This is a genomic window from Roseibium sp. RP-7 (assembly GCF_053005225.1).
This window is the reverse complement of record NZ_JBRKQA010000005.1, coordinates 68,530-91,887: the sequence shown is the minus strand read 5'-3', so window position 1 is coordinate 91,887 and position 23,358 is coordinate 68,530. Positions and strand designations below refer to the sequence as shown.

Sequence of the window (23,358 nt, the reverse complement as noted above, 5' to 3'; positions counted from 1 at the left end):
CCATCAAGCCCGGCCACTAGGACCAATTTTCTGGAATTAAGGTCACAAAACCCTGTCGCCAGCGACGTTGCCGCCGTCGATGAACCGGGTTATACGCAGACCAACCCAACCCGTCAACACCGGTTTTGATTTTTTTTGAAAGAAAATTCGCCCCATTTTCGTGGCAGTGGATATTAACCATTCGCTAACCATGAAATCCCAAGGATTTCCTCAATTTCATCCGATTGGCGCGTTTCCGAAGCCCATCAGCCGCTGCCCGGCATCCACTACCAGCGTATGTCCGGTCACCTGTTTGGCCCCAACCAGATAGATCACCGCATCAACCACATCATCGGGCCCGAGGCCCGGCCCCATTGGCGTCAGCTTCTGCCTTGCGTCAAAGTTTTCCTGGGTCTGGTCGCTCGGCAGGATCAGGCCCGGAGCAACCGCATTCACGCGGATGCCCCTGGGTCCCAGATCGTAGGCCGCCAGACGGGTTGCCCCGTCGAGCGCGAACTTTCCGCAAAAATAGCTGAACCGTTCCGGGGACGCCGACAGCATCTGTGTGTCGAGCATGTTCACGATCGCTCCGCCTTCCGGCAAGGGATCCTGGTTGGCGAATGCCTGCATCAGGAATACCGGCGCGGCCGCATTGACGTTCATCAGGAACTGCCAGGTATCGATCGTCAGGTCAGACAAGCTGTCTGTATTGAATGCGGATGCGGAATTCACCAGCACCTCGACCGGTCCACCCAGTGCAGCGGCAGTGTCCTCAATCAGGCCACCGGCCGTCTCGGGCCGGCTCAGGTCTTTCTGCAAGAGTGCGGCCTTGCCGCCCTCGGCGACAATCTCGTCGTGAAGCTCCTGCGCACCCTCGGCAGAAGAGTTGTAATGGAGGCCCATGGCATAACCTTCATTCGCCAGCCCCCTGGCGATGGCCTTGCCGAGCCGTTTGCCGGCCCCTGTCACCAGTGCGATCCTGTCGGTTGCCATATGCACTCCTCCGGTTGGCTCGGGTTTGTCTCGGCTCGCCCTTCAAGAAACAGACTCTAGGAAGCGGCCAACAGTTCAGGCGAAATCCTGCAGGTTCAGGACCGGCTGCACGCGTGGCACTTCATGGCTGCGCACCAGGTTTGCCCTCGACATGACGGCCAGAGTTGCCGCGCTGGTCTGCGCCACCCGAACTTCATCACGGAACAGATACACTGCCCCGGTCAACTGCACGGTCACCGGCCAACCGAGTTCCCGCAGGCGGAACGACTGGAGAATACTGTCTGTCTGATACCGGATCCGGTCCGGCCCGTCCGGCAAGTGCAGCGCAAAGCCGAAGCCGGGATCAACCCACAGCCGCTCGATCCCGGCTTCCGTGGCCAGATGGACCCTCTCGCGGAAGAATGTGAGCTGGTGATCGAAGATATCTTCAGCTGGCGGCAGGTAATCGTCGGAACGGGCATTCTTGCCCGGCGTGTAACACAGGACGATACCGGCCTGATGCTTCGCAATCGCCTCGTAGAAGGCCGGGTCGTCAACGCGTCCCGTCAGATTGACCACTCCTGCTCCGGCCTCCAGCAGGGCGACGCCCACTTCCGGATGATAGGTTTCAACGGAAACAAGAATGCCTTCGTCGGCAAGAGCCTTTACGACCGGGCGCATGCGGTCGATCTGCCGCTCGGCCGCGACGATGTCTGCGGTCTCGCCGGTCGACTCCGCGCCGATGTCGACCATCGCCGCCCCCTCCAGCGTCATGCGCCGACCACGATAAAGCGCCGCTTCGAAGGTATGGCAGACCGTTTCGCGATAGGTGCTGTCCGGTGACAGGTTCAGGACGCCCATCTGATAGGTGCGGTCCTCGAACCGCCGGCCAAACTTTTCAAATTCGAAGGTTCGGATCGGTGCTTCGAGAGCATCGCGATATTTGAGCCAGAGAGGAAGCAGGCGGTCGGCGGAAATCATGTGAGGCGGGGCTCCCGGTGTCGAACCTCTTGCCCGGAAAAGCCGGGCGGGATCAGGCAGGTTTCAGTGCAGATAGGAAAATGCGGTGAGAGGGCAAGGTCAACGGGACGGCCGGCGGCGCTTGATGCGAATGCCGACGCCCGCAGCTTCCTCAAAGATGTCCGGCTTGGTGACCTTCACGCTGACGCCTTCAACCAGCTCATTCGTCAAAACGAAATCCGCAACGGCTTCAGCCCAATCCTCGACCAGGTCGATATGACCGCCGGAGGCTGCCTTCTGCAGAATGAATTCGACCGCGTCGGCATAGGAAACAAACGCACCCGTTTCGCGCACAATCCGGCGATAGCCGGTAACGGTCTGCATTTCGATATCGAAGCAGACGGTTTGTGTCCGGTTTTTCTCGCTGTCCAGAATGCCGATCTGCGTCGCGACTTTCAGTCCTTCTATGAGGATGACATCGTGCCCGTCCTCTACAAGGGTATCGACATTCTTTTCCATTCAGGTCTCCGGGATCTCGGGCATGACCGGTGCCATCGCCATTGCCGTGAAGTTTCTCAGCAGATGGATGTAATCGGATACCGCGCCCGGTCAAGGTTGTTGCCTTGCCCGAATGACCTATTCAGCCGCCGCTTCGACTGTGTCCAGAATATCAACCGCCCGGGTCACACCGCGCAGCTCCGCCAGTCCCCGCAACCGGCCGATCGCTGGATACCCAGGCGTCGAGGTTCCACTGAGATCGTTCAATATACGATGCCCATGATCCGGCCGCATCGGGATCCACTTACCCGTTTGTCGTTCCATGCGCCGCAGTGCACGAATGATGGCGACCATATCGACGTCGCCCTCAAGATGCGCATCTTCGCGGAAACTGCGAGAATCCTGCTCGCGCCTGGTTGCCCTCAGATGGGCGAAATGGATCCGCTCACCCAATGCATCGATGATTTCGGGAATATTGTTGCCGGCGCTGACACCAAGCGACCCGGAGCAGACGGTAAAGCCGTTTGCCATTGACGGGTTCATGCCGGCAATTCGCTGCAGATCATCGATCGACCCGACAATTCGCGGCAAACCGAAGAGAGACCTCGGCGGGTCGTCCGGATGGATGGCCAGGACGGCACCCTCCTCCTCGGCGGCCGGCACGACGATTTCAAGGAAGTTCTGAAGATTCCGGAAAAGCTCTTCCCGGCCGATACCGCGATAAGACGCGAGGCGGTCCCGGAATGTCTCCAGCGTGTAGCTTTCTTCCGAACCGGGCAGTCCTGCAATGATATTTGCGGTCAGCCTGTCCCGCTCCTCGATGGACATCCGGGCAAAGCGTTCCTCGGCAAGCGCAATATCGGCAGCATCATAGTCCGCCTCAGCGCCCTCCCGCTGCAGGATGAACAGATCGAAAGCGGCATAGGCCGCGAACTCGAACCGCAGGGCGGTTGCACCGTCTTCCAGTTCGTAGTCGAGATCCGTCCGGGTCCAGTCCAGCACGGGCATGAAATTGTAGCAAATCGTCCTGATGCCCTGGCGCGCCAGGGCGCGAACCGTCTCCGCCCAGTTTACCGCCCACTTTTCCCATCCGGGCGCCCCGGTCTTGATGTCCTCATGCACCGGGATGCTCTCGGTGACGACCCATTCCAGGCCGGCTGCCTCGATCATGCGGCGGCGGGACGCGATTTCCTCTTCCGGCCAGAAGGTGCCGTTGGGAATGTCATGCAGGGCGGTGACGATGCCGCGTGCACCTGTCTGGCGGATATCCCTCAGGGAGATGGGGTCCTGCAGTCCGAACCAGCGCCAGCTTTCGATCATCGCCTGAAGTCTTTCTTGTTGTTATCGCTGCAGCGTTTTGTGTTTGGGGTCTTGCGTCTGGCGCACATCATTCGCCGGCGTTCAGGGCGCGGCCTGTGCCGGGGTATAAAGGTAACCGTCGAAATCAGGGTCGCCGACGTCGGAAAGCTCAAGCAGGGTCAGGCGAACGTTTTCCAGGTGCTGCCACATGGCAAGGCGCGCCTTCTCGGAGTTACGGTGGCGCAATGCCTCCAGAATTTCGGCGTGATCATCCAGCCATTTGGCCCGGTAGCTGAGATCGAAGATGCGGTCATGCAGCCGAGCCCACATGGAACTGTTTTCACGCTTGTTCCAGAGGTCTTCCACCTGGTCCACCAGAACACTGTTCTGGGTTGCTTCGGCGATCTGCCGGTGGAACTGCCGGTCGGCGGTGTAATCTTCCTCACCGTGTTCGATCGCCCTGCGCTCCAGATCAAGCGTCTCCCGCAGATGAATGATGTCGCTTTTGGTGATCGTGGTGGCGGCAAAGCCGGCAATGCTGCTTTCCAGGAGTTGGCGGGCCTGCAGCAATTCGAAGGGTCCGTAGTCTGCTTTCGGAATATGAAGCGAAATCTTCTCGCCGGCGGCCACATAGCTGCCGGACCCCTTGCGCACATCAAGATAGCCCTCGATTTCAAGAACGATGAAAGCTTCGCGCACCAGGGACCGGCTGATGCCGAGTTCCACGGAAATCTGCCGCTCGGTCGGAAACTTGTCGCCGGGCCTGTAGCCCTCCTCCTCGATACGCCTTGCGAGAAGTTCGGCGATTTCCTGGTACCGGCGCTTTGCAGCATCGCTGGTCATGAGGCCTTCCTTGCACCCTCCCCGGCAGCTGCAATCTCGCGATAATAGTCGGCCAGGATATGGAATGCTTTTTTCTTGGTTTTCTTGTCGGCGGCAATCAGCCCCTTGTGGTTATAGCCGTTCTGGAAAATATTTTGGCGCCGTTCAACACGAAAATCGTAAAGTATCCACGGCGACATGCCTTTGATATATCCAAGTTCGCGCAGAGTTGCGATCTGCCTGATATAGACTTCGGCCATGTAATCTTCGCTGAAGAGGCCAGACTTCGGACCTTTCTCACCGATAACGCCGTCAGCACCAGTTTCCGAAATCACCACTGGACGGTCCGGGTCCGAATTCTCCCCGATCGCGGCAAGGTCATCGAAATTCTCTTCATACCAGCCGTAATATTCGTTGAGGCCGATGATATCGATATGCGCCGCGAGCCTGTCCTCGATCCGGTTCCGGGCGTGGTTCACCAGGCAGGCTGCGGAAGTCAGCCGGGTCGGGTCGAGACGTTTGCAGGTTTCGGCAAGGCCTTTCATGAAGGTAAGCCGGGCATCCGTGTCAGGATTCTCGTTTCCCACGGACCAGATAACGACACTTGCCCGGTTGCGATCCCGCTTGATCAGTTCCGACAACTGGTTTTCAGCATCGCGATAGGTCGCCGAATTGGCAAAATCGATGGCCCAGTAGACCGGGATTTCCTCCCACAGCAAAAAGCCGAGTTCATCAGCAATCTGAGCCGCCCGTTCGTGATGCGGATAATGTGCAAGTCGCAGATAGTTGCAGCCCAGTTCGCGCGCATGGGCAAAGCGGCGGCGCAAATCATCCTCATTTGTCACCTTGCCGAGGAGTGCATCGTCCTCGTGAACGGAAATCCCGCGAAGGAACAGAGGCGCCCCGTTCAGCAGAATATCCGTGCCGCGGCGCTCGATCTGGCGAAAACCGATCCGGTCGCACACACGGTCTTCGCCGCACGAAACGCTGACATCATAAAGGACGGGCGCTTCCGGGCTCCATAATTGCGGCCGGGCTGAAATGTCGAGCGTTCCCTTGCCGTCCGCATCCAGCACAATATCTTTTTTGATGCCAAGCCCGGGAATGGAAAGCGTCACAGCACCAGCCGGCACACCGTCGACGGTGACTTCGGCTCGCAGCGTGGAGTATGTGCCGTCCGGCACAAGGTAGAGAAAGAAGTCCTTGATAAGGGTCTTCGGTGTTTCGAAGAATGCCACTTCCCGATAGAGACCACCGTAGTTGAACCAATCGGTATTGCGCATCGGCACCCGGTCGCGTGTCCGGGTGTTGTTGACGCAGGCCATGATCCAGTTGCGGCCGGTCTTCAGTTTGCCTGTCAGCTCGACGCAGAAAGGTGTCGACGCACCGTAGTGGTTGCCAAGGAACTCGCCGTTCAGGAAGATCTTGCAGTCGTAGCTCGCGGCACCGAACCTCAGAAACTGGCGTTTGGAACTGTCCACCGTCTCCATGTCGAGAGCCCGCGTGTACCAGGCGCTGCCTTCGAAGAAGTACCACTTCTCCTTAATCGTCGCCCAGTTGGATGGAACCGGCACCGTTTCCCCCATGTAGGGATCATAGTCCCAGGGTTCAGTGCGGTTTTCCGGCGCCTCCGGCAGCATGGCGAACCATTTCTGCCGGAGGCCGGTGTCGAGCAGATCGACACAGAAAGTCCAGTCGCCATCAAGGCTTTCCGATGCCCGCCCACCCATGAAGATCAGGCCGTCATGACACAAGGACTGCGTGTTGAAGGGCACGTCATAGTCTTCGTCATGCAGCGCCTGCAAGGCGTTGTCGGCGAGATGGGAGCGTTCGAGCATCGGTCAGGTCTCCGGCGGGACTTTCAGGTGTTTTCAGATGTTATTGCGCAGCTGCCTTGATGCGCTTGATCAGGTCGGCAACGACCGGAGACTTGGCCGCCGCTTCCTCATGCATCGGCAGGACCGCTTCGATGAACGGGCCCTTTTCCACTTCGACGAATTCCACGCCGAGTTCGCTCTTCGCGGTCTCGACCGCTTCCGCACTCATGGCATCCCACTGCTCGCGGTGGAAATCCATGGATTCACGTGCGGCCGTGCGCATGGCTTCCTTCTGCTCGTCGGTCAGATCGTTCCAGGAGCTGGTGGAAATCATCACGACGGACGGGATCATGGTGTGGCCGTCGTCGGAATAGACCTTGGAAACCTCGCCGTGACGGGCTGACGTAAGCGCGATCGGGTTGTTTTCAGCGCCATCGACAACACCCTGCTGCAGGGCGCTGTAAAGCTCGCCCCAGGCAATCGGGGTCGGGTTGGCACCGAGCAGCTCAACCATGCGAATGGCGGACGGGCTCGGCTGAACGCGGATCTTCATGCCTTTCAGGTCGGCCGGGGAATGGATCGCCTTGTTGGCGTAGAAGGAACGTGCGCCCTCGATGTAATAGGCAAGGCCGATGAAGCCCTTGTCTTCGGACGAGGCAAGAATATCCGCACCGATGTCATTGGTCAGAACATCGTAGTAGTGGTCGGCACTGACGAAGATGTAGGGCAGGTTGAGCGCACCGTAGGATTCCTCGAAGGCCTCCAGCTCGGATGCGTTGGAACGGGCCATGTCCAGGGAACCGTTCTGCATCAGCTCCATGGATTCACGCTGGGTGCCAAGCTGGGCGTTGGCATAGATGCGGATTTTCAGATCGCCGTCTGTCAGCTCTTCAACGCGCTCGGCCATGAACTGCATCGACTTGTGCAGCGGATGGTCTTCCGGGTTGTTGTGGTTGAGGCGCAGCGTCTTGGCGCTGGCGGCAGAACCCAGAGCGACGACGCCCGCGGCAAGAACAGCCGCCAGCTTAACGAATTTCGACATGATTTCCTCCCAATTGCAGCCTTGGCCGCAGGACTTGCGTTCCGTGCCGGAACGGATCGGTTGGCCGCGGGACTTGCAAGGCCAGACCGCCGCGGATGAGGAATTGTTCGTCCAATTTTCAAAATCAGTCAACCTTTTTTGGAAAATTGGTTGACCAATTTAATTTCCTGACGCATGTCTTAATGTGTCGGAGCCCACGCCGCGCCTGTTGCCGCGGCAAGAACGAGGCCTGCGCGGGAGGAATATCGTGACAGTCATCACCAGAGGCGTGGACATGGTCCTGCGTCTCGTCATCACCATCGCCTTCGCCGTCCTGGTTGCCTGTGTCGTCTGGCAGGTCGTCTCGCGCTACGTGCTGCAAAGCCCGAGCACGGTGACAGATGAAATGGCCCGCTTCCTGTTCATCTGGGTTGCTCTGCTGGGCGGGGCTTACACCTTCGGCCAGCGACGACACCTTGCCATCGACCTGCTGCCCGTCATCACCACCGGCATCCTGCGCCTTCTTGTCAATGTCGGCATCATTGCCGCCATCGCACTCTTTGCAGGGGTCGTGATGGTCTACGGCGGGCTCGACCTGGTCAGCCGGACACTGGAAACCCAGCAGGTATCCCCGGCGCTGCGCCTTCCCATGGGCCTCGTCTATATCGCGATCCCGTTCTCCGGGCTCTGCATTCTCTACTACTGCCTGACATTTCTGGCCGACCTCTTTCGCACTGGCCGCGGCCCGAACGAGCAGGAAGGCACAGCCAGCGTCGGCGGCCCTCTGGACTGAAACCTGACCGGGAACGAGTAACTTCATGGATATCCAATCTGTCCTCGTCCTGTTCGGGACATTCGCCATTCTGATGATCCTGGGCGTACCGATCGCCTTCGCCATCGGTCTTGCAGCTTTCGCCACCTTCCTGCTGTTCATGTCGTTCGACCAGTCGGTCTATATCGTCGCGCAGCAGGTCGCCTCCGGTCTCGACAGCTTCACCCTGCTGGCCATTCCGTTCTTCATTCTGGCGGGCAACATCATGAACCGGGGCGGCATCGCCATGCGCCTGATCGAGTTCGCCAAGGTTCTGGCCGGCCGCCTGCCCGGCGCGCTTGCCCACTGCAACGTCATCGCCAACATGATGTTCGGCTCCATCTCGGGCTCCGCCGTTGCCTCGGCCGCCGCTGTCGGTGGCGTGATGTCTCCCCTTCAGAAGAAGGAAGGCTACGATCCGGCGTTCAGCGCGGCGGTGAACATCGCCTCCTGCCCGACAGGCCTTTTGATCCCACCGAGCGCAACCTTCATCGTCTATTCGCTGATTACCAACGGCACCTCCATCGCGGCCCTGTTCGTTGCCGGATACATTCCGGGCATCCTGATGGGGCTCAGCTTGATGGTCGTCGCCGGCATTATTGCCAAGCGCAGGGGATACCCGGTTGCCGAACGGCCCAGTGGCCAGGAAGTTATCGCCAAGACGCTGGATGCCATGCTGCCGCTTGGCCTGATCGTGATCGTCATGGGCGGTATCATCGGCGGCATCTTCACGGCAACCGAAGCTTCAGCCGTTGCTGTTGTCTATACGCTCTTCCTGGGCGTGATCTGGTACAGGGAAATCTCGCCGCGCGAACTTCCGGGCATCATCCTGGAAAGCGCGGTGACAACGTCCATCGTGCTGCTGATGATCGGCTGTTCCATCGCCATGTCGAAAGCGATGGCCTTTGCGGATATCCCCTATTCGATCTCCGACACGCTGCTGAGCCTTTCTGAAAATCCGCTCGTCCTGCTGCTGATCATCAACCTGGCGCTGCTTGTGGTTGGCACCTTCATGGACATGACGCCCGCATTGCTGATCTTCACCCCCATCTTCCTGCCGGTGGTGGAAGATCTCGGCATGGACCCGGTGCATTTCGGCGTCGTCATGACCTTCAACCTGTGTATCGGCATCTGTACACCGCCAGTGGGGTCGGCACTCTTTGTCGGCTGCTCGGTCGGCGGGGTGAAGATCGGCCAGGTACTCAGACCCATGCTCGGCTTCTACGCGGTGCTGGTCGCTCTCCTGCTGCTGGTCACTTACGTACCTGCCCTCAGCCTGTTCCTGCCGCGCGTTCTCCTCGGCTACTAGGATCTGTCATGAAAGCCCTCATAAACTGGCGTTACCTGGGCCGCTCCAGCGCCGGGATCGCACTTGAAGTCGAGAACCGGCACCGCCTGGTGGTCAAGGTTCTCGAAAATGCGCTCATCCGCGTTGTTCTTCTGAAGGACGGGACCTATCGTCTGGACCGGACCTGGGCCATCGCACCGGAAGGCGACGTGCCGTTCGACGGCCGTACGCGGGACGACCTCGCAGGCTTTTCCTGCCCCGACTTCGTGCTGGAAGAGCAGGACGGCAGGCTTGTCCTGGAAACGGAAAACCTGCGTCTGACCATCAATACTCCGCTTGCCTTCGTTTGGGAAAGCCGGCCCGCTGCCGGCGAACCCTGGCAGGAGATCGCCCGCGACCGGCCCCAGGACGCCTACATGATCGGGCGCCGCGACCATCGCAATCATCATTTCATGCGGCGAAACCCGGATGAGCGATACTACGGTCTCGGCGAAAAGGCCGGTGGCCTGGAGCGCACCGGCAGGCGGTTCGAGATGCGCAATCTCGATGCAATGGGCTACGACGCGCAAACCACCGACCCGCTCTACAAGCACATTCCCTTCACCATCACCGACAAGGGCCGGCTCGGCGCAGTCGGGCTCTACTACGACACGCTGGCTCCCTGCTGGTTCGACCTCGGCAACGAGAAAGACAACTACCACCTGCCTTTCCGCGCCTTCCGCGCCGCCGATGGTGACCTTGACTATTACTTCAGCTGGGCACCGAGCGTTCTGGATATCGTCAAGCAGCATCACCGGCTGACAGGCGGCACCGCCTTCATGCCACGGTGGGGACTTGGGTACTCCGGCTCGACCATGGCCTATACCGATTCCGAAAATGCACAGGAACGGCTGATGGAGTTCCTTGGCAAGCTGTCGGAAGAAGACATGCCATGCGACAGTTTCCAGATGTCGTCGGGCTATACAGCCATCAAGGGCAAGCGCTACGTGTTCCATTGGAACACCGACCGCTTCCCCGATGTCGAGACCATGACCCGGGCCTATGCCGAGGCCGGCATCAACCTCATCGCCAATATCAAGCCGGTGCTTCTGGACGACCACCCGCTATTCAAGGAAGCAGCCGAGGCCGGGCTCTTCATTCGCGACAGTGAAACCGGCACACCCGAGCAGTCACCTTTCTGGGACGGCTATGGTTCACACCTTGATTTCACCAACGAGGACACCGTCCGCTGGTGGAAGAAGAACCTTGAAGAAAAGCTCTTTTCCAGAGGCATACCCTGCACCTGGAATGACAACAACGAATATGAGGTGTGGGACGACGAAGCGGTCTGCGCCGGTTTCGGAAAACCGATACCGGTCAATCTGATCCGTCCGCTGCACAGCCAGCTGATGACACGGGCCTCGTTTGAGGCCCAGGTTACCCACCAGCCGAAAAAGCGGCCCTACCTGATTTCCCGCTGCGCCTGCCCCGGCACGCAGCGCTATGCCCAGACCTGGACGGGCGACAATTTCACCAGCTGGGACACGCTGCGCTGGAACATTCCGATGGGCCTCGGCCTCAGCCTCTCCGGCTTCTACAACATCGGCCACGATGTCGGCGGCTTTGCCGGCCCCCGGCCGGAGCCGGAGCTGTTCCTGCGCTGGGTACAGAACGGCATCTTCCATCCGCGTTTCACGATCCATTCCTGGAACGACGACGGCACCGCCAACGAAGCCTGGATGTATCCGGAAATAACGCCGCTCGTACGCAACGCGCTGAAGTTCCGGGCGCAGCTGATCCCTTATCTTTACGGCCTGCTGCACCGTGCCGTGACCGAAGGCGAGCCGATGCTGCGGCCTCTGTTCCTGGATTATCCGAACGACCCTACCTGCCGGGAGGCTGAATTCGATTTCCTGCTGGGCCGGGATCTTCTGGTCGCGACAGTGGTCGAGGAAGGCGCAACGTCGCGGCGGGTCACGCTGCCTGCCAACGAAGAAGGCTGGTGGGCCTTTGACGGCAGCAGCTGGCATGAAGGCGGCCAGGTGGTGGACGTGCCGGTGGCTCTTGATACCATTCCGCTGTTCGTTCGAGGCGGTACGGTGCTGCCAATGGCAGCCGAAAACCTGAGGTCGACACCGTCTTCCGACACCTTGCGCACGTGGCGTATCTACCCACAGCCGGAAGGAACTCCGGACAGGCACTCGCAATTTTATGACGATGACGGTGACACGGTGGACGCACTGGCTGGCGAGAGCTGCTTGACCCGGCTTTGCCTCTCCCGAACAGGGGAAACAGTCCATCTGGATTGGCAAAGATCCGGCAACTGGCAACCCGCCTTCGACAAGGTCACCCTTTGGCTGGCCGGTGCCGGCACCTTGGCCGTCAACGGGACCGAGCGGAAAACGGGCGAAACAATCGACTTCACGGTGAGCCAGTCATGAGCAGCGTCAGTCACTTGGTTGAAACGGTCGACTACGACCGGACAAAGCTGCGCATCCGACTGCTGCACATCGGTTTTGGTGCCTTTGCCAAGGCGCATGTTCTGGTGTTTCACGACGAGATGCTACGCCGAACGGCAAGCGACTGGGGTGTCGCAGTTGCCCGGCTCAACTCCGGTGCGGACGAACTCACCAGCCTTGACGAGGCGGACGGACTTTTCACTGTCGGCGAGATGGCCGGTGACGACCTCTCCTTGCGCAAGGTCGGCGCGATCTGTGCGACGGTCCACCCAAAGCGTGATGGCGTCGATGCCTTGCCGAACCGGATCGCCGATCCGGATCTCGCCGTGATCACACTGACTATTACCGAGAAAGGGTATTGCCTGAAGGACGGCAGGCTGGATGAAGACAACGCCGGCATCCGGCGAGACCTTGCAACGCCAGATGCCCCTTCCACGGCCATCGGCGTGCTGGTGGAAGGCCTCAGGCGGCGACATGCAGCAGGTCTCGCCGGTTTGACGATCCTGTCGTGCGACAATCTCCCAGCAAACGGCGAGCTGTGCCGCCGTGCGGTTCTGGATTTCGCCGCGCGGCTCAACCCGGATTTGGCAGAATGGATCGAAGGCAATTGCACTTTCCCCTGCTCCATGGTCGATCGCATCACACCGGCAATGACCGACAGTTCGTTCGCAACGCTTGAGAACGCACTAGGTCACGCTGACCGGAACGGTATCCTGTGCGAGACCTTCCGCCAGTGGGTAATTGAAGACCGGTTTGCCGGCCCACGTCCGGACTGGCATCTGGCAGGTGCTGAATTCGTTGAAGATGTGGCGCCGTTTGAAGACATGAAACTTCGGATGCTGAACGGCAGCCATTCGTTTCTCGCCTATCTTGGGGCGCTGGCAGACAAGGAAACGATTGCCGACTGCATGGCCGATCCGGCCTTCCGGCGGGCAGCCCTCACCCTGATGCTGAGTGAACAGGCCCCGACGCTGTCCGTGCCGGACGGTGTCGATATCAAGGCCTATGCCGAAGCCCTGATTGCCCGGTTTGAAAACACCGCGCTTCATCACAAGACCACCCAGATCGCTTCTGACGGCAGCCAGAAACTGCCGCAACGGCTGTTGGCACCGATCCGGCAACATCTGAAGGACAACAGCCCCTGGCCGCTATCGGCACTCGCCGTTGCCGCATGGATGCTCTATTGCCGCGGTGTTTCAAGAACGGGCGCCTCGCTGCCGTTGAACGACCCCCTGTCCGCAAGGATTAGCACCATTGTGCAGGAAACGGACGGCAACGCGTATGTCGACAGGATGCTGTCGCTCTCGGAGGTTTTCGGCGACGACCTGCCAGGGTCAGCGGCCTTTGGCAGCACAATCCAATCCGCTTACCAGCGGCTGCAAACCTCGGATATAGCCTCAGTTCTGAAAGCCTAGAGACGTGCGGAAGAGCCAGGCGGCTTCTGCTGGAAACCGCCGCTAGTCCCTGACGAGCCGCAGGGTCCGGGGTTGCTCGGCAGGTTTCAGTCCGGACAGTTCCTTGCAGCGCTCGGCAGCGGCTTCAACCGTGCGGCGGGCGAGATCCTGAATGCCGTTCTCGTCAGCCATGAACTCCAGCATGCCTGCTTCGGTCGTGCCGCCTTTGGACGTCACGGCGACGCGGAACCCGGTCGCATCCGCGTCCGGCTGCGCAAGCATGCGCCCGGCGCCGGCCACTGTACGCACGGCCAACTCATGAGCAAGGTCCTCCGGCAGACCAAGGCGTGCCCCTGCCGCGGCAAAGGCCTCGGCCATGGCAAACACATAGGCAGGCCCTGCACCGGACAAGGCAGTAACCACCGGCAGCAGGCCTTCGTCCGGCAATTCGACAACCGAGCCGAAGGCGGCAATCAGCTTGAGGGCTTCCACCTTCTGGCTGGCAGTCAGCGCCTCGTTGGCAACAAAGGTCGAGACAGCAGAGCCGACCGTTGCCGGCAGGTTGGGCATCGCGCGAATGATTGGCGTTCCATCCGGGAATTGCTTTTCCAGCACCGAAATCGGTTTGCTGGCCGCAATCGACAGGATCACCGTTTCGCCACCACCGAAGGAGCCGAGCGGCGCCAGAACCTTCTCCACGATCTGCGGACGAGTGGCGATGACAATCGCGGCCGGAGACGCCGGGAAAGGCTCGTTGATGTTGACGCCCGCCTGGCTTTGCAGCCAGCCGGACGGTCGGGGATCGCGCACGTAGATGGAACCGGCAGGCATTCCCTTTGCCAGCCAGGCTTCCACCAGAGCCTTGCCCATGAAACCGCAACCAATGAGGCAAACGCCTCTTTTCGCCAATTTGTCCATAATCATGCGTTCGCAAATATTCAGGTCTTGGCGCTACTAAAATGCTTTCCTGCACCACTCACAAGTCTTAACCGGCCGATACTGATAATTTTTCCTTTCCTCCAAAATTCGCTTTAGAGGAATGGAGTTGAGGAATTCAGTTTACTTGACGTTTTTCCTTATAGACGAATGACGTAAGGAAGCTTGCCAGTAGAGCCATACCGATATTTATGACAAGTCCCGCTAGGGAAACACCCCAACAAGACCAGTCATTCTCTACGTCACCTCAACCCGACAATCACGCACCCCAGGTGTCGCTGAGCTTGTAGCCACCCGGCCAGGGGTCGCTTGGGTCGAGCATGTGTTGGTGAATGCAACTGAAGAGACAGTCTTTAGAATGCAAAGAAAAATAGTCTCAATCGAGACACACCAGCATACTTTCGATGACCAGCTGCTGAAGTGGATTATTGAGTATATTTGGCAGGCAGAGTGCCGTCTAATGCTTCGGCGATGGACAGAAAGGACGCAGCCTTGGCTTTAAAACTCATCTTGTTTGCCAAAACGTAAGCTTGTTTCAACGTGGCATGCGCATCGTCCACAAAGCCTAGCTGAACCTGTTTTGCACCTATGCCGCATAAGCGGAAAAGATCATAGCCAATTCGGCTTGCTGTCCATTCGAAATTTCTGATCCTGTGATTGCTTCTGGCCCATTCATGCAGCTCATTTAGCAACCTGCGTGCTTCTGAAGTCGACGTTTTGCTGGCAACGGCAAAGACACCTCTTGCCCTGACAACCCAGGTATTTGCGCTTTCAGCGACTTGTTCAGCGCGTTCGAACTTTCCAGCTTCAATGTCTTTTTCGATAAGAGACAACATCAGATCATTGGTAACATTGTATCGGCGCTCATTTGCATCAAGCGCAATAATCGCCTGATACATTTCCTCGTCGAATCCAGCATCGAGCAAAGGCTTCACTTCGGACAACAGAGATCGCTCAAAAGTCTTCTCTGTGCGAAGGATCCTGTAGATGACTTTCCGGTCGGATTGCGTGGCCTCACGAGATCCGGCCAGAACCTTGTTAACGTGAAATGCCATGCGGGCCTCTAGCCCCTTGGCACTTCGATCCAAAAGAAGTTGTTCAGCCTGCTCAAAGGCGGCACGCCCTTTATCAACCATGCCAGACCAAACGAGAAAGCGCCCCGCAACGGCCAGACGCCGAACTTTGTCATCATTGGAAGTCCCTGTTGTCTGCTTTGCTGCCCCAGAAGCTCTTAATGACATAACCTGAGCAGACTTTCTGTTTCCAAGCTTTAGCAGCAAATCTGCGGCCTCTACGAAGACTTCAAACTCTGTGTCTGTTGCGTCGTTGAGGTCGGGAATCAATCCCATCGTTCGTTTTGAGGCGGTGACATCCCCTGCTTCCAGCTGGCCACGCGCTATAGCGAGATAAGCCTTATAAGCACGGGGCAAAAAATGAGGATCAACCAGCGCCAAGGTTTTTAGCGAATGCGCCACTCTGAGTGCCGCCTCAAATTCCTTTCTGAAAACGAGCCTCACCAGGATTTCGCTCAGAACAGCCGCTCTATGAAAATGGCGGGTAAGGTTGTCAGCAATTTTCAGAGCCTGCTCATGATTGCCGCGATCAAGCAGGTGCTTCACTATGATCAGATGAGCTTCCAGCCGCTCATTCCAAACATCACCAAGGCTTCCAGCAGCCTGTATCGCCAGCTCGATTTCTCCCTGCTCAAGTTGAGCGAGTATCATTTGATTTATGAAGGTTCCCCTCGGCGATCCGAACTCAAAGATCGTACTTTTATGGTATTCAAGAAATAGCTTTTCGGCTTCTGCCCATTGTCCGGCATCAAGCAGCGTTTCCACCGTTGGCGGGCTCATATCCCTGAGTTGCTCGGAGCGAATTTCGTCGACCGAATAAATTCGCCAAAGGTACGCCTTGAACTGCTTGCTCGAACCGGTACGCCGGTCTTCCTCAAAAGCTTGGCCTAGTGCCAAAGTGTGCAGACAGTCCTTCGAGAGCGCTTTCTCACATTGAACTCCGGCATCTTCAACCTCCTGAGCGGAAGGAGGATCAAAGTCCTTCGCCTGGACACGTCCGAAAACCAGACCGAGTGAGATGGCAAAAAATAGTGTCTTAACAAGTCGCATATTGCTTACTCGGAGGAGATGGCACACCAACAGCTAATGCTTCAATCGAGCCAATTTGAGGCCACCCTCCGCAAACTGAATTTTCGGCAATCTCTCCGATCAATATTGGCGCTCACGCTTCACCAGTCTTCAGCCGTCACGCACCCCAGGTGTCGCTGAGCTTGTAGCCGCCCGGCCAGGGGTCGCTTGGGTCGAGCATGTGTTGGTGAATGCCGGTGACCCAGCCACGCCCGGAAATTTCCGGAACAATCCCGGCCCGGTCGCCCGCCATCTGTTGTGAAACGATGCGGCCGGTGAAGGTGGACCCGATGATGGAAACGGCTTCGAAGGTGTCGCCGACGTTCATTTGCCCCTTCGCCGCCATCAGCGCCATCCGGGCAGAAACGGCCGTACCCGTTGGGGAGCGGTCGACCTTGCCCGGCTGGATGGCAACAGCGGACCGTCCGGAAAGGCCCGTCGGCGTCTTCGACAGTGGGCCGCAGAAGGCGCAGAAGGAGATGTGGTTCCAGTCGGCATTTTCCGGATGGGAAAAGCCGAGCTGTTCGTTGGCTGCATTGGTGATCCGGACTCCCAGGCGGGCAATGTCCTTGGCCTCGTCTTCGACGATCCCGAACCCGAGCGCCTCGGCGTCGACGACCACGAAACTGTCGCCGCCATAGGCGGTGTCGACCGTCAGCGTGCCGATGCCTTCCACTTCCAGCGGCACTGACAGTTTGTCGGCAAAGCTGGTGACATTCTGGACGAAGATGCGCTCCGCCTTGCCGTTCCGGCATTCGGCCTTCACCCGCACCAGTCCGCCGGGCGCTTCCAGAACCATCTCCGTGACCGGTTCGGCCATCGGAACAATACCGCCGTCAAGCAGTACCGTGGAGACGCAGATGGAGTTGGATCCTGACATCGGCGGCGTGTCTTCCGGCTCCATGATGATGAAGGCGGCATCCGCCTCCGGATGTTTGGGCGGGACAAGCAGGTTCACATGACGGAACACACCGCCGCGCGGTTCGTTCAGCACGAAATTGCGCAGCGTCTGGTCCTTCGCAATGAAGCTTCTCTGCTCCCAGAGCGTTTCGCCTGGCGGAGGGGCGACGCCGCCGACGATCACGTCGCCGACCTCGCCTTCCGCGTGGCAGGAAATCACATGGATGGTCTTGCTGCTGCGCATGTCTCTGCCCTTGAGGTCAGCCGGTTCAGGAATAGCGAGCGACAGGTTCGCCCAAAGCATCAAAGATCGGCGTGATGCCGAGGCCCGGCAGCTCGGAAGCCGTCATGCGGCCATTGACACGCTTGGGTGCGCCTTCCGCGATATCAATCGTGCCGTAGCTGTTGAAGTCCGTTGCCGAGAAGGTGAAATCCGATGGGGTCGAGCGCGCAAGATGGGCGATCGCCGCCGTGACAATGTCCCCGCCCCAGGTGTCTTCGATCGTCATCGGAATACCGTGGGCAATGCAGAGATCACGCATCAGCTTGGCCTTGGTCAGGCCACCGACCTTCGAGATCTTCAGGTTGATGCAATCCATCGCGTCTTCGGCAATGCCGCGCACCAGCGTGTTCGGACCGTCGATCACCTCGTCCAGAACGAAGGGCAGCGCCGTCCGGCGGCGAATGGAGACGCTTTCCTCATATGTGAGGCAGGGCTGCTCGATATAGACATCAAGCGAGGACACTGCCCCGACGACGCGCGCGGCTTCATGCCGGGTCCAGCCGGTGTTGGCGTCGGCCACCAGCAGATCCGATTTCTTCAAAACTTCGCGGGTGGCGTGGATGCGGTCGATATCGTCATTGGCATCGCCGCCGACCTTCAGCTGGAACTTGGTATAGCCTTCGGCGGCATAACCTTCGATCTTCTTTGCCATGATTTCCGGCGCTTCCTGGCTGATCGCCCGGTAAAGCACCACGTCGTCCTGGGCTGCACCGCCAAGCAACGTATAAAGCGGCTGGCCCGTCGCCTTGCCCAGCAGGTCCCAGCAGGCGATGTCGATCGGCGCCTTGGCATAGGGATGACCGCGCAGCGCAGCATCCATCACCCGGTTGATTGCACCGATATTGAGCGGATCCTTCCCGATCAGGTGGGGCGCCAGTTCCTGAAGCCCTGACCGCACCCCAAGGGCATAACTCGGCAGATAGGCAGACCCGAGCGGGCAGCATTCGGCATAGCCCTTGAGGCCTTCGTCGGTCTCGATCTCGACAACAGTGCTGTCGAAGACTTCCACGAAATTGCCGTTGGACCAGCTGTAACGCCCTTCTTTCAGGGGAAGGTCGACCTGAAAGACGTTGATGGCCGTAATTTTCATGAAGTTCCTCCTCCAAAAGAGTTTAGAAGCGCCGCACGGAAAAGGCGGCCATATCGACGGGGTTTTGTGTATCGGATACGAGATTGGCGACCAGTTCGGCCGTCCCCGCGGACTGCGTCAGGCCGAGGTGACCATGCCCGAAGGCATAGACGACCCGGCGGTCACCGGGTGAGCGGTCGATGACGGGCAGGCTGTCGGGCATTGAGGGCCGGAAGCCCATCCATTTCTTGCCGCCGTCTGTCTTCAGGGCGGGCAGGAACCGCCGGGCCTTGACCAGCAGGATGTCGGCGCGTTTGAAATTCGGTGGAAGCGTCAGCCCACCCAGTTCGACGGCCCCTCCGACACGGACGCCGCCATTGATCTTGGTGACGACGAAGCCGTGACCGGAAAAGGTCAGGTGGGTTTTCAGGTCAAAGGAGCCTTCCGGCAGCGTCGTGTTGTAGCCGCGTTCGGTCTCAAGAGGGATGCGGTCGCCGATCGTCTTTGCAAGGCGGTGCGACCAGGCACCTGCCGCCACGACGACCTGTTTCGCCATCCAGGCCTTATCGGAAGCTTCGATCTGAACACTGTCTTCACTTGGCTTCAGACCTGATACGTCAGCGCTTTCGATCCGTCCGCCCCGCTGCAGGAAGACAGACGTCAGATGCGCCAGCCAGCGGGCTGGATCACAAGTGTTGGTCCAGTCCGGCGTGAAGGCGGCATGAGTGAAGCGACGGTCAAGACCCGGCTGAACGGCGGCGATAGCCTCCGGGCTCTCAAGCAGTTCGAAGCGGATGCCATGTTGCTTGCGCAGCTCCCAGCCGGGCAGGCTGGCACGGAATTCCGCTTCGCCTTCATAAAGCTGCAGCTGCCCTTCGTCCTGGATCAGGGAGGCTGCTCCGGTGTCCGAAACCTGCCGGGCAAGCGCCTCCTGCGCCAGCTTCATCAAGGCGGCCTGTGCCGACATCGACGCCTGGTAGCGATCCGGCCAGCTTGCCCGCCAGAACCGCAACATCCAGGGTGCGATCTTGAGGGCATAGGCGGGCGGAACGGAGAGAGGACCAAGCGGATCGAGCAACCATTTCGGTGCCTTGCGCATGATGCCGGGCGTTGCCAGCGGAACGATATCGGTAAAGGCGAAAGCTCCGGCGTTCATCTCCGATGCGCGCGCTGTTTCCGCCTGCCGATCCAGCACAAGCACCTGCCGCCCCCTTGCCTGCAGGGCAAGCGCGGAACTGATGCCGATGATGCCGGCGCCGATCACGATGATATCCTGGACGGTCTCGTCCGCCATTTTCAAAGTCTTTCAAAAAGGCCTGCGAGGCAGGGCGAAGTGCCCCGCAGGCAGTTTGCTGCCCGTTGGCCACACTTTAGGGGAGCGTGTAGGCAGTCTTGACCGAAGTGTAGAATTCTGCCGCGTAACGGCCTTGCTCGCGCGAGCCGAAGCTGGATCCTTTGGTGCCGCCAAAAGGCACGTGATAATCGACACCTGCCGTCGGCAGATTCACCATCACCATGCCGGCCTCGGCATTGGCCTTGAAGTGGCTGGCATGTTTCAGCGACGTGGTACAGATACCAGCGCTCAACCCGAATTCCGTATCGTTTGCGACAGACAGCGCTTCCTCGTAATCCTTCACGCGAATAACGGATGCGACCGGACCGAAGACCTCTTCGGTGTTGATCCGCATGGCGTTGTCGGTTTCGCTCACCAGGGCCGGCGCCATGTAGAAACCTTCCGTGTCGCGGTTGAGCCGTTCCCCACCCTGAACCTTGCCGCCTTGCTTTGCCGCGATATCGACATAGGAAAGGTTCTGCTGCAGTTGCCGCTCATCAACCACCGGCCCCATCTGCACCCCATCTTCCAGGGCGTTGCCGACCTTCAGCGCCTGCATGTGCTCGGCAAGGGCTTCGACGAACCGGTCGTGAATGCCCTCGGTCACGACCAGCCGCGAGCTTGCCGTGCAGCGCTGACCGGTCGAGAAGAAGGCACCGTTGAGCGAAGCTTCGACGGCGATGGCAAGGTCGGCATCGTCCAGAACCACCATCGGGTTCTTGCCGCCCATTTCCAGCTGTACCTTCTTCAGGTGCTGACCACAGGCCGCAGCGATCCCCCGCCCCGTCGGCACCGAGCCGGTAAAGGAAATCGCCTTCACCTTCGCACTTTCCACCAGACGCGGACCAATCTGCGAGCCACGTCCCATCACGAGGTTGACCACGCCTTCCGGCAAGCCGGACCGGGACAGGATCTCGATGAGCGCATGCGCGCAACCCGGCACCAGCTCAGCCGGTTTCAAGATGACTGCGTTGCCGTAGCAAAGTGCCGGAGCGATCTTCCAGGCAGGGATTGCAATCGGGAAGTTCCAAGGTGTAATCAGCCCGACAACCCCGATCGGAAACCGGGTGACGTCAACTTCGATACCGGGCCTGACGGATGCCAGTCTGTCGCCAGCGAGGCGCAATGCTTCGCCGGCAAAGAATTTGAAAATCTGCCCGGCGCGCGCAACCTCGCCAATACCTTCCGGCAGTGTCTTGCCTTCCTCACGCGAAAGCAGACGGCCTAATTCGGCCTTGCGAGCCAGAAGTTCCGTCCCGACGAAATCCAGCACATCAAAACGCTGCTGCGGCGTCGACGCCGCCCAGCCGGGTGCCGCCTGATGCGCTGCATCGATGGCCTGGTCCAGCTGATCGACACCGGCCTTCGCCGCGTAGCCGAGGATATCGCTGATATCGGACGGGTTGACGTTGGGCGTGCTGTCGGTTGTTTCGAGCCACTGCCCGCCGACAAAATTCCTGTAATCCATGACTTGGCTTATCCGGGGCTTAAAGGCGTATCCCTGCGCGGTAGGGGTCCGCCGGATTGAAAATCAGGTTGGCATCGGACGTGACGAAGGCCTGTCCGGTGATGGTCGGAATAACGCCGCCGCCCGGGCCGGGCTGGTAGCTGATCTTGTAGGCGCTGCCGATGACGCTTTCCTGCAGATAGTCCTCACCCGGTGCCAGCGCACCATCAGCGGCAAGGCAGGCCAGCTTGGCCGAACAGCCTGTTCCGCAGGGCGAGCGGTCATAGGCACCACCCGGGCACAGCACGAAGTTGCGGCTTTGCGCGGACGGGTCTTCGGCCGGCCCGAACAGCTCGATATGGTCGATCCAGGCACCGTCCTTACCGGTAACACCGGCCTTTTCCAGCGCATCGCGGATCTTCAGCGTGAGGTCGGTCAGCGGGCGGATATTGGTACCCGTCAGGGCAACCGGGCTGTTCTTGACCAGGAAGAACCAGTTGCCGCCCCAGGCAACATCACCGGTGACCGGACCAATGCCTTCGACCTCGACCGTGACATCCTTCGCCAGCCGGTAGCTCTCGATGTTGACCACCGACACCGTGTTGGCGTCGATCAGATCGATCTCGACCACGCCCACCGGCGTTTCAAACTTGTGCCGCCCCGGCCCGATCCGGCCGAGGTGCGCCAGGGTGACACCAAGGCCGATGGTGGCGTGGCCGCACATGCCAAGGTTCTGCAGGTTGTTGAAGTAGATCACCCCGGCAACACAATCCGGATCGGACGGCGGCACCAGCAGCGCACCGATAATGGCATCGTGACCGCGCGGTTCCAGAACGACCGAAGCGCAGAAATCGAGATGCTCGGCCTCCAGCCGGCCGGCGCGTTCCGCCAGTGTCCCCGATCCGAGATCGGGGCCACCGTCGAGCACGACACGGGTCGGTTCACCCGCGGTATGGCTGTCGATTACGCGCATTCGGCGATCACGCCGCCTTGCGTGCTCCAGTCGGCGTACCAGGTCTTGAACAGCTTGTACTGCGCTTCGACATAGTTGCGCTGCGCATCGTTGAGGGCATCGGTCTCGTTGAAGTGCAGCGTGTATTCGGTGTCGCCGTTCAACACCATCAGGTGCTTGTAGTAGAGCACCAGGTCCGGGCCTTCATCGAAACTGGACAGAACAGCCAGCGCCTCTTCCAGTTCCTTTGCCCGCAGGCGCGCTTCCGCATGACCTTCTGCGGCCTTCTTGCAAAGCGCCACCAGATGCAGGACTTCCTTGGGAATGGCATTGCCGATGCCAGTGATCGCGCCGGTCGCACCACAGTTGATGAAGCCGTGATAGACAGCGGTGTCGACACCGACCATCAGCGTCACCTGGTCGTCCTGCGAAGTGATGTTTTCAGCCGCATAGCGCAGGTCCGCAAGGCCGCCGAATTCCTTGAAGCCGATCAGGTTCGGGAATTCCCGGCGCAGGTCGAAGAACAGGTCGGCGCGGGTGGCGAAACCGTAATAGGGGCTGTTGTAGATCACCGCCGGCAGGTTCGGAGCCGCTTTCAGGATATCGCTGAAATGGTTGCGCTGCGCCGACACGGAGATGCCGCGAGACAGAACGCGCGGGATGACCATGAGACCATGTGCGCCAACCTTTGCCGCATGGGCGGCATGGGCAACGGCGGATTTGGTGTTGACCGCACCGGTTCCAACGACCACCGGCACGCCCGCCTTCACCAGACGCTCGACGCCTTCCATGCGCTGCTCGTCCGTCAGGAGAGGCCAGTCGCCCATGGAGCCGCAATAGACGACGGCGGACATGCCGGCTTCGATCAGTTCCTTGCCCTTCTTCACGAGGGCGTCGAAATCGGGCGAACGGTCGGCCTTGCACGGGGTCATCAGGGCAGGCATGCAGCCGGAAAAGATATTGGACGTCATCATTCACTCCTGGATGGGTCAGGCCTG

19 protein-coding genes are annotated in these 23,358 nt (G+C 59.5%); 4 read left to right on the top strand and 15 right to left on the bottom strand.

The annotated features are described in order from the left end of the window. Positions 1-216 precede the first annotated feature (216 nt). From ACVDG9_RS28515 to ACVDG9_RS28485, 7 genes are all read right to left on the bottom strand, one after another. Positions 217-972 carry an SDR family oxidoreductase gene (locus ACVDG9_RS28515; protein WP_447239653.1) on the bottom strand — a complete coding sequence of 252 codons (756 nt, stop codon included), beginning with the start codon at positions 970-972 and terminating at the stop codon, positions 217-219. A gap of 75 nt (positions 973-1,047) precedes the next feature. Continuing rightward, complete coding sequence (locus tag ACVDG9_RS28510) at positions 1,048-1,932, bottom strand: dihydropteroate synthase (RefSeq protein WP_023000157.1); 885 nt, start codon at positions 1,930-1,932, stop codon at positions 1,048-1,050. Between the two features lie 99 nt (positions 1,933-2,031). Beyond that, complete coding sequence (locus tag ACVDG9_RS28505) at positions 2,032-2,430, bottom strand: dihydroneopterin aldolase (RefSeq protein WP_023000156.1); 399 nt, start codon at positions 2,428-2,430, stop codon at positions 2,032-2,034. A 117-nt stretch (positions 2,431-2,547) separates the two neighbouring features. Then, a complete protein-coding gene (gene uxuA, locus ACVDG9_RS28500) occupies positions 2,548-3,729 on the bottom strand; it encodes a mannonate dehydratase (protein WP_447239652.1) in 1,182 nt (393 codons plus the stop codon). An 81-nt stretch (positions 3,730-3,810) separates the two neighbouring features. After that, positions 3,811-4,551: an FCD domain-containing protein gene (locus ACVDG9_RS28495; protein WP_075283622.1), complete on the bottom strand. Its 741-nt coding sequence runs from the start codon at positions 4,549-4,551 to the stop codon at positions 3,811-3,813. Beyond that, positions 4,548-6,368 (bottom strand): glycoside hydrolase family 2 protein, encoded by a 1,821-nt coding sequence (locus ACVDG9_RS28490; protein WP_447239651.1) that lies wholly within the window; start codon positions 6,366-6,368, stop codon positions 4,548-4,550. Before ACVDG9_RS28490 ends, ACVDG9_RS28495 begins: the two co-directional genes overlap by 4 nt. A 40-nt stretch (positions 6,369-6,408) precedes the next feature. Beyond that, positions 6,409-7,389, bottom strand: a complete 981-nt coding sequence (locus ACVDG9_RS28485) for a TRAP transporter substrate-binding protein (protein ID WP_447239650.1) — start codon at positions 7,387-7,389, stop codon at positions 6,409-6,411. Between the two features lie 247 nt (positions 7,390-7,636). Here ACVDG9_RS28485 and ACVDG9_RS28480 point away from each other — a divergent pair, with 247 nt between their 5' ends. From ACVDG9_RS28480 to ACVDG9_RS28465, 4 genes are read left to right on the top strand one after another with little or no spacing between them, the layout of a single operon-like run. Continuing rightward, positions 7,637-8,161: a TRAP transporter small permease gene (locus ACVDG9_RS28480; protein ID WP_088665207.1), complete on the top strand. Its 525-nt coding sequence runs from the start codon at positions 7,637-7,639 to the stop codon at positions 8,159-8,161. Between the two features lie 25 nt (positions 8,162-8,186). Further along, positions 8,187-9,488 (top strand): TRAP transporter large permease, encoded by a 1,302-nt coding sequence (locus ACVDG9_RS28475; RefSeq protein ID WP_447239649.1) that lies wholly within the window; start codon positions 8,187-8,189, stop codon positions 9,486-9,488. A gap of 8 nt (positions 9,489-9,496) precedes the next feature. Further along, positions 9,497-11,887 carry a glycoside hydrolase family 31 protein gene (locus ACVDG9_RS28470; protein ID WP_447239648.1) on the top strand — a complete coding sequence of 797 codons (2,391 nt, stop codon included), beginning with the start codon at positions 9,497-9,499 and terminating at the stop codon, positions 11,885-11,887. Continuing rightward, a complete protein-coding gene (locus tag ACVDG9_RS28465; RefSeq protein ID WP_447239647.1) occupies positions 11,884-13,320 on the top strand; it encodes a mannitol dehydrogenase family protein in 1,437 nt (478 codons plus the stop codon). Before ACVDG9_RS28470 ends, ACVDG9_RS28465 begins: the two co-directional genes overlap by 4 nt. Positions 13,321-13,362: 42 nt before the next feature. Here the strand turns inward: ACVDG9_RS28465 and ACVDG9_RS28460 are convergent, their stop codons facing one another. The 8 genes from ACVDG9_RS28460 to ACVDG9_RS28425 all read right to left on the bottom strand — a co-directional run bounded on the left by ACVDG9_RS28460 (position 13,363) and on the right by ACVDG9_RS28425 (position 23,331). After that, the gene (locus tag ACVDG9_RS28460) at positions 13,363-14,217 is read right to left on the bottom strand and encodes a pyrroline-5-carboxylate reductase family protein (protein WP_228148129.1); all 855 of its coding nucleotides are present in this window, start codon (positions 14,215-14,217) and stop codon (positions 13,363-13,365) included. 443 nt (positions 14,218-14,660) lie between these two features. Next, positions 14,661-16,358 carry a tetratricopeptide repeat protein gene (locus ACVDG9_RS28455; protein ID WP_447239646.1) on the bottom strand — a complete coding sequence of 566 codons (1,698 nt, stop codon included), beginning with the start codon at positions 16,356-16,358 and terminating at the stop codon, positions 14,661-14,663. A 136-nt stretch (positions 16,359-16,494) separates the two neighbouring features. Continuing rightward, positions 16,495-17,520, bottom strand: a complete 1,026-nt coding sequence (locus ACVDG9_RS28450) for a trans-3-hydroxy-L-proline dehydratase (protein WP_447239645.1) — start codon at positions 17,518-17,520, stop codon at positions 16,495-16,497. 25 nt (positions 17,521-17,545) lie between these two features. Beyond that, the gene (locus tag ACVDG9_RS28445) at positions 17,546-18,649 is read right to left on the bottom strand and encodes a cis-3-hydroxy-L-proline dehydratase (protein WP_447239644.1); all 1,104 of its coding nucleotides are present in this window, start codon (positions 18,647-18,649) and stop codon (positions 17,546-17,548) included. 22 nt (positions 18,650-18,671) lie between these two features. After that, complete coding sequence (locus ACVDG9_RS28440) at positions 18,672-19,922, bottom strand: NAD(P)/FAD-dependent oxidoreductase (protein WP_447239643.1); 1,251 nt, start codon at positions 19,920-19,922, stop codon at positions 18,672-18,674. A gap of 76 nt (positions 19,923-19,998) precedes the next feature. Further along, positions 19,999-21,429 (bottom strand): aldehyde dehydrogenase family protein, encoded by a 1,431-nt coding sequence (locus ACVDG9_RS28435; protein ID WP_447239642.1) that lies wholly within the window; start codon positions 21,427-21,429, stop codon positions 19,999-20,001. A 19-nt stretch (positions 21,430-21,448) separates the two neighbouring features. Further along, positions 21,449-22,381 (bottom strand): 4-hydroxyproline epimerase, encoded by a 933-nt coding sequence (locus ACVDG9_RS28430; RefSeq protein ID WP_447239641.1) that lies wholly within the window; start codon positions 22,379-22,381, stop codon positions 21,449-21,451. Continuing rightward, on the bottom strand, positions 22,372-23,331 hold the full coding sequence (locus tag ACVDG9_RS28425; RefSeq protein ID WP_031269009.1) for a dihydrodipicolinate synthase family protein: 960 nt from the start codon (positions 23,329-23,331) through the stop codon (positions 22,372-22,374). Before ACVDG9_RS28425 ends, ACVDG9_RS28430 begins: the two co-directional genes overlap by 10 nt. Positions 23,332-23,358: the final 27 nt, after the last annotated feature.

Bases quoted from the DNA above. Each gene is read 5' to 3' on its own strand.
- ACVDG9_RS28460 (WP_228148129.1), bottom strand. From the start codon at position 14,217: ATGGACAAATTGGCGAAAAGAGGCGTTTGCCTCATTGGTTGCGGTTTC.
- ACVDG9_RS28510 (WP_023000157.1), bottom strand. From the start codon at position 1,932: ATGATTTCCGCCGACCGCCTGCTTCCTCTCTGGCTCAAATATCGCGAT.
- ACVDG9_RS28495 (WP_075283622.1), bottom strand. From the start codon at position 4,551: ATGACCAGCGATGCTGCAAAGCGCCGGTACCAGGAAATCGCCGAACTT.
- ACVDG9_RS28515 (WP_447239653.1), bottom strand. From the start codon at position 972: ATGGCAACCGACAGGATCGCACTGGTGACAGGGGCCGGCAAACGGCTC.
- ACVDG9_RS28445 (WP_447239644.1), bottom strand. From the start codon at position 18,649: ATGAAAATTACGGCCATCAACGTCTTTCAGGTCGACCTTCCCCTGAAA.
- ACVDG9_RS28425 (WP_031269009.1), bottom strand. From the start codon at position 23,331: ATGACGTCCAATATCTTTTCCGGCTGCATGCCTGCCCTGATGACCCCG.
- uxuA (WP_447239652.1), bottom strand. From the start codon at position 3,729: ATGATCGAAAGCTGGCGCTGGTTCGGACTGCAGGACCCCATCTCCCTG.
- ACVDG9_RS28465 (WP_447239647.1), top strand. From the start codon at position 11,884: ATGAGCAGCGTCAGTCACTTGGTTGAAACGGTCGACTACGACCGGACA.
- ACVDG9_RS28505 (WP_023000156.1), bottom strand. From the start codon at position 2,430: ATGGAAAAGAATGTCGATACCCTTGTAGAGGACGGGCACGATGTCATC.
- ACVDG9_RS28440 (WP_447239643.1), bottom strand. From the start codon at position 19,922: ATGGCGGACGAGACCGTCCAGGATATCATCGTGATCGGCGCCGGCATC.
- ACVDG9_RS28475 (WP_447239649.1), top strand. From the start codon at position 8,187: ATGGATATCCAATCTGTCCTCGTCCTGTTCGGGACATTCGCCATTCTG.
- ACVDG9_RS28455 (WP_447239646.1), bottom strand. From the start codon at position 16,358: ATGCGACTTGTTAAGACACTATTTTTTGCCATCTCACTCGGTCTGGTT.
- ACVDG9_RS28490 (WP_447239651.1), bottom strand. From the start codon at position 6,368: ATGCTCGAACGCTCCCATCTCGCCGACAACGCCTTGCAGGCGCTGCAT.
- ACVDG9_RS28435 (WP_447239642.1), bottom strand. From the start codon at position 21,429: ATGGATTACAGGAATTTTGTCGGCGGGCAGTGGCTCGAAACAACCGAC.
- ACVDG9_RS28430 (WP_447239641.1), bottom strand. From the start codon at position 22,381: ATGCGCGTAATCGACAGCCATACCGCGGGTGAACCGACCCGTGTCGTG.
- ACVDG9_RS28450 (WP_447239645.1), bottom strand. From the start codon at position 17,520: ATGCGCAGCAGCAAGACCATCCATGTGATTTCCTGCCACGCGGAAGGC.
- ACVDG9_RS28485 (WP_447239650.1), bottom strand. From the start codon at position 7,389: ATGTCGAAATTCGTTAAGCTGGCGGCTGTTCTTGCCGCGGGCGTCGTC.
- ACVDG9_RS28470 (WP_447239648.1), top strand. From the start codon at position 9,497: ATGAAAGCCCTCATAAACTGGCGTTACCTGGGCCGCTCCAGCGCCGGG.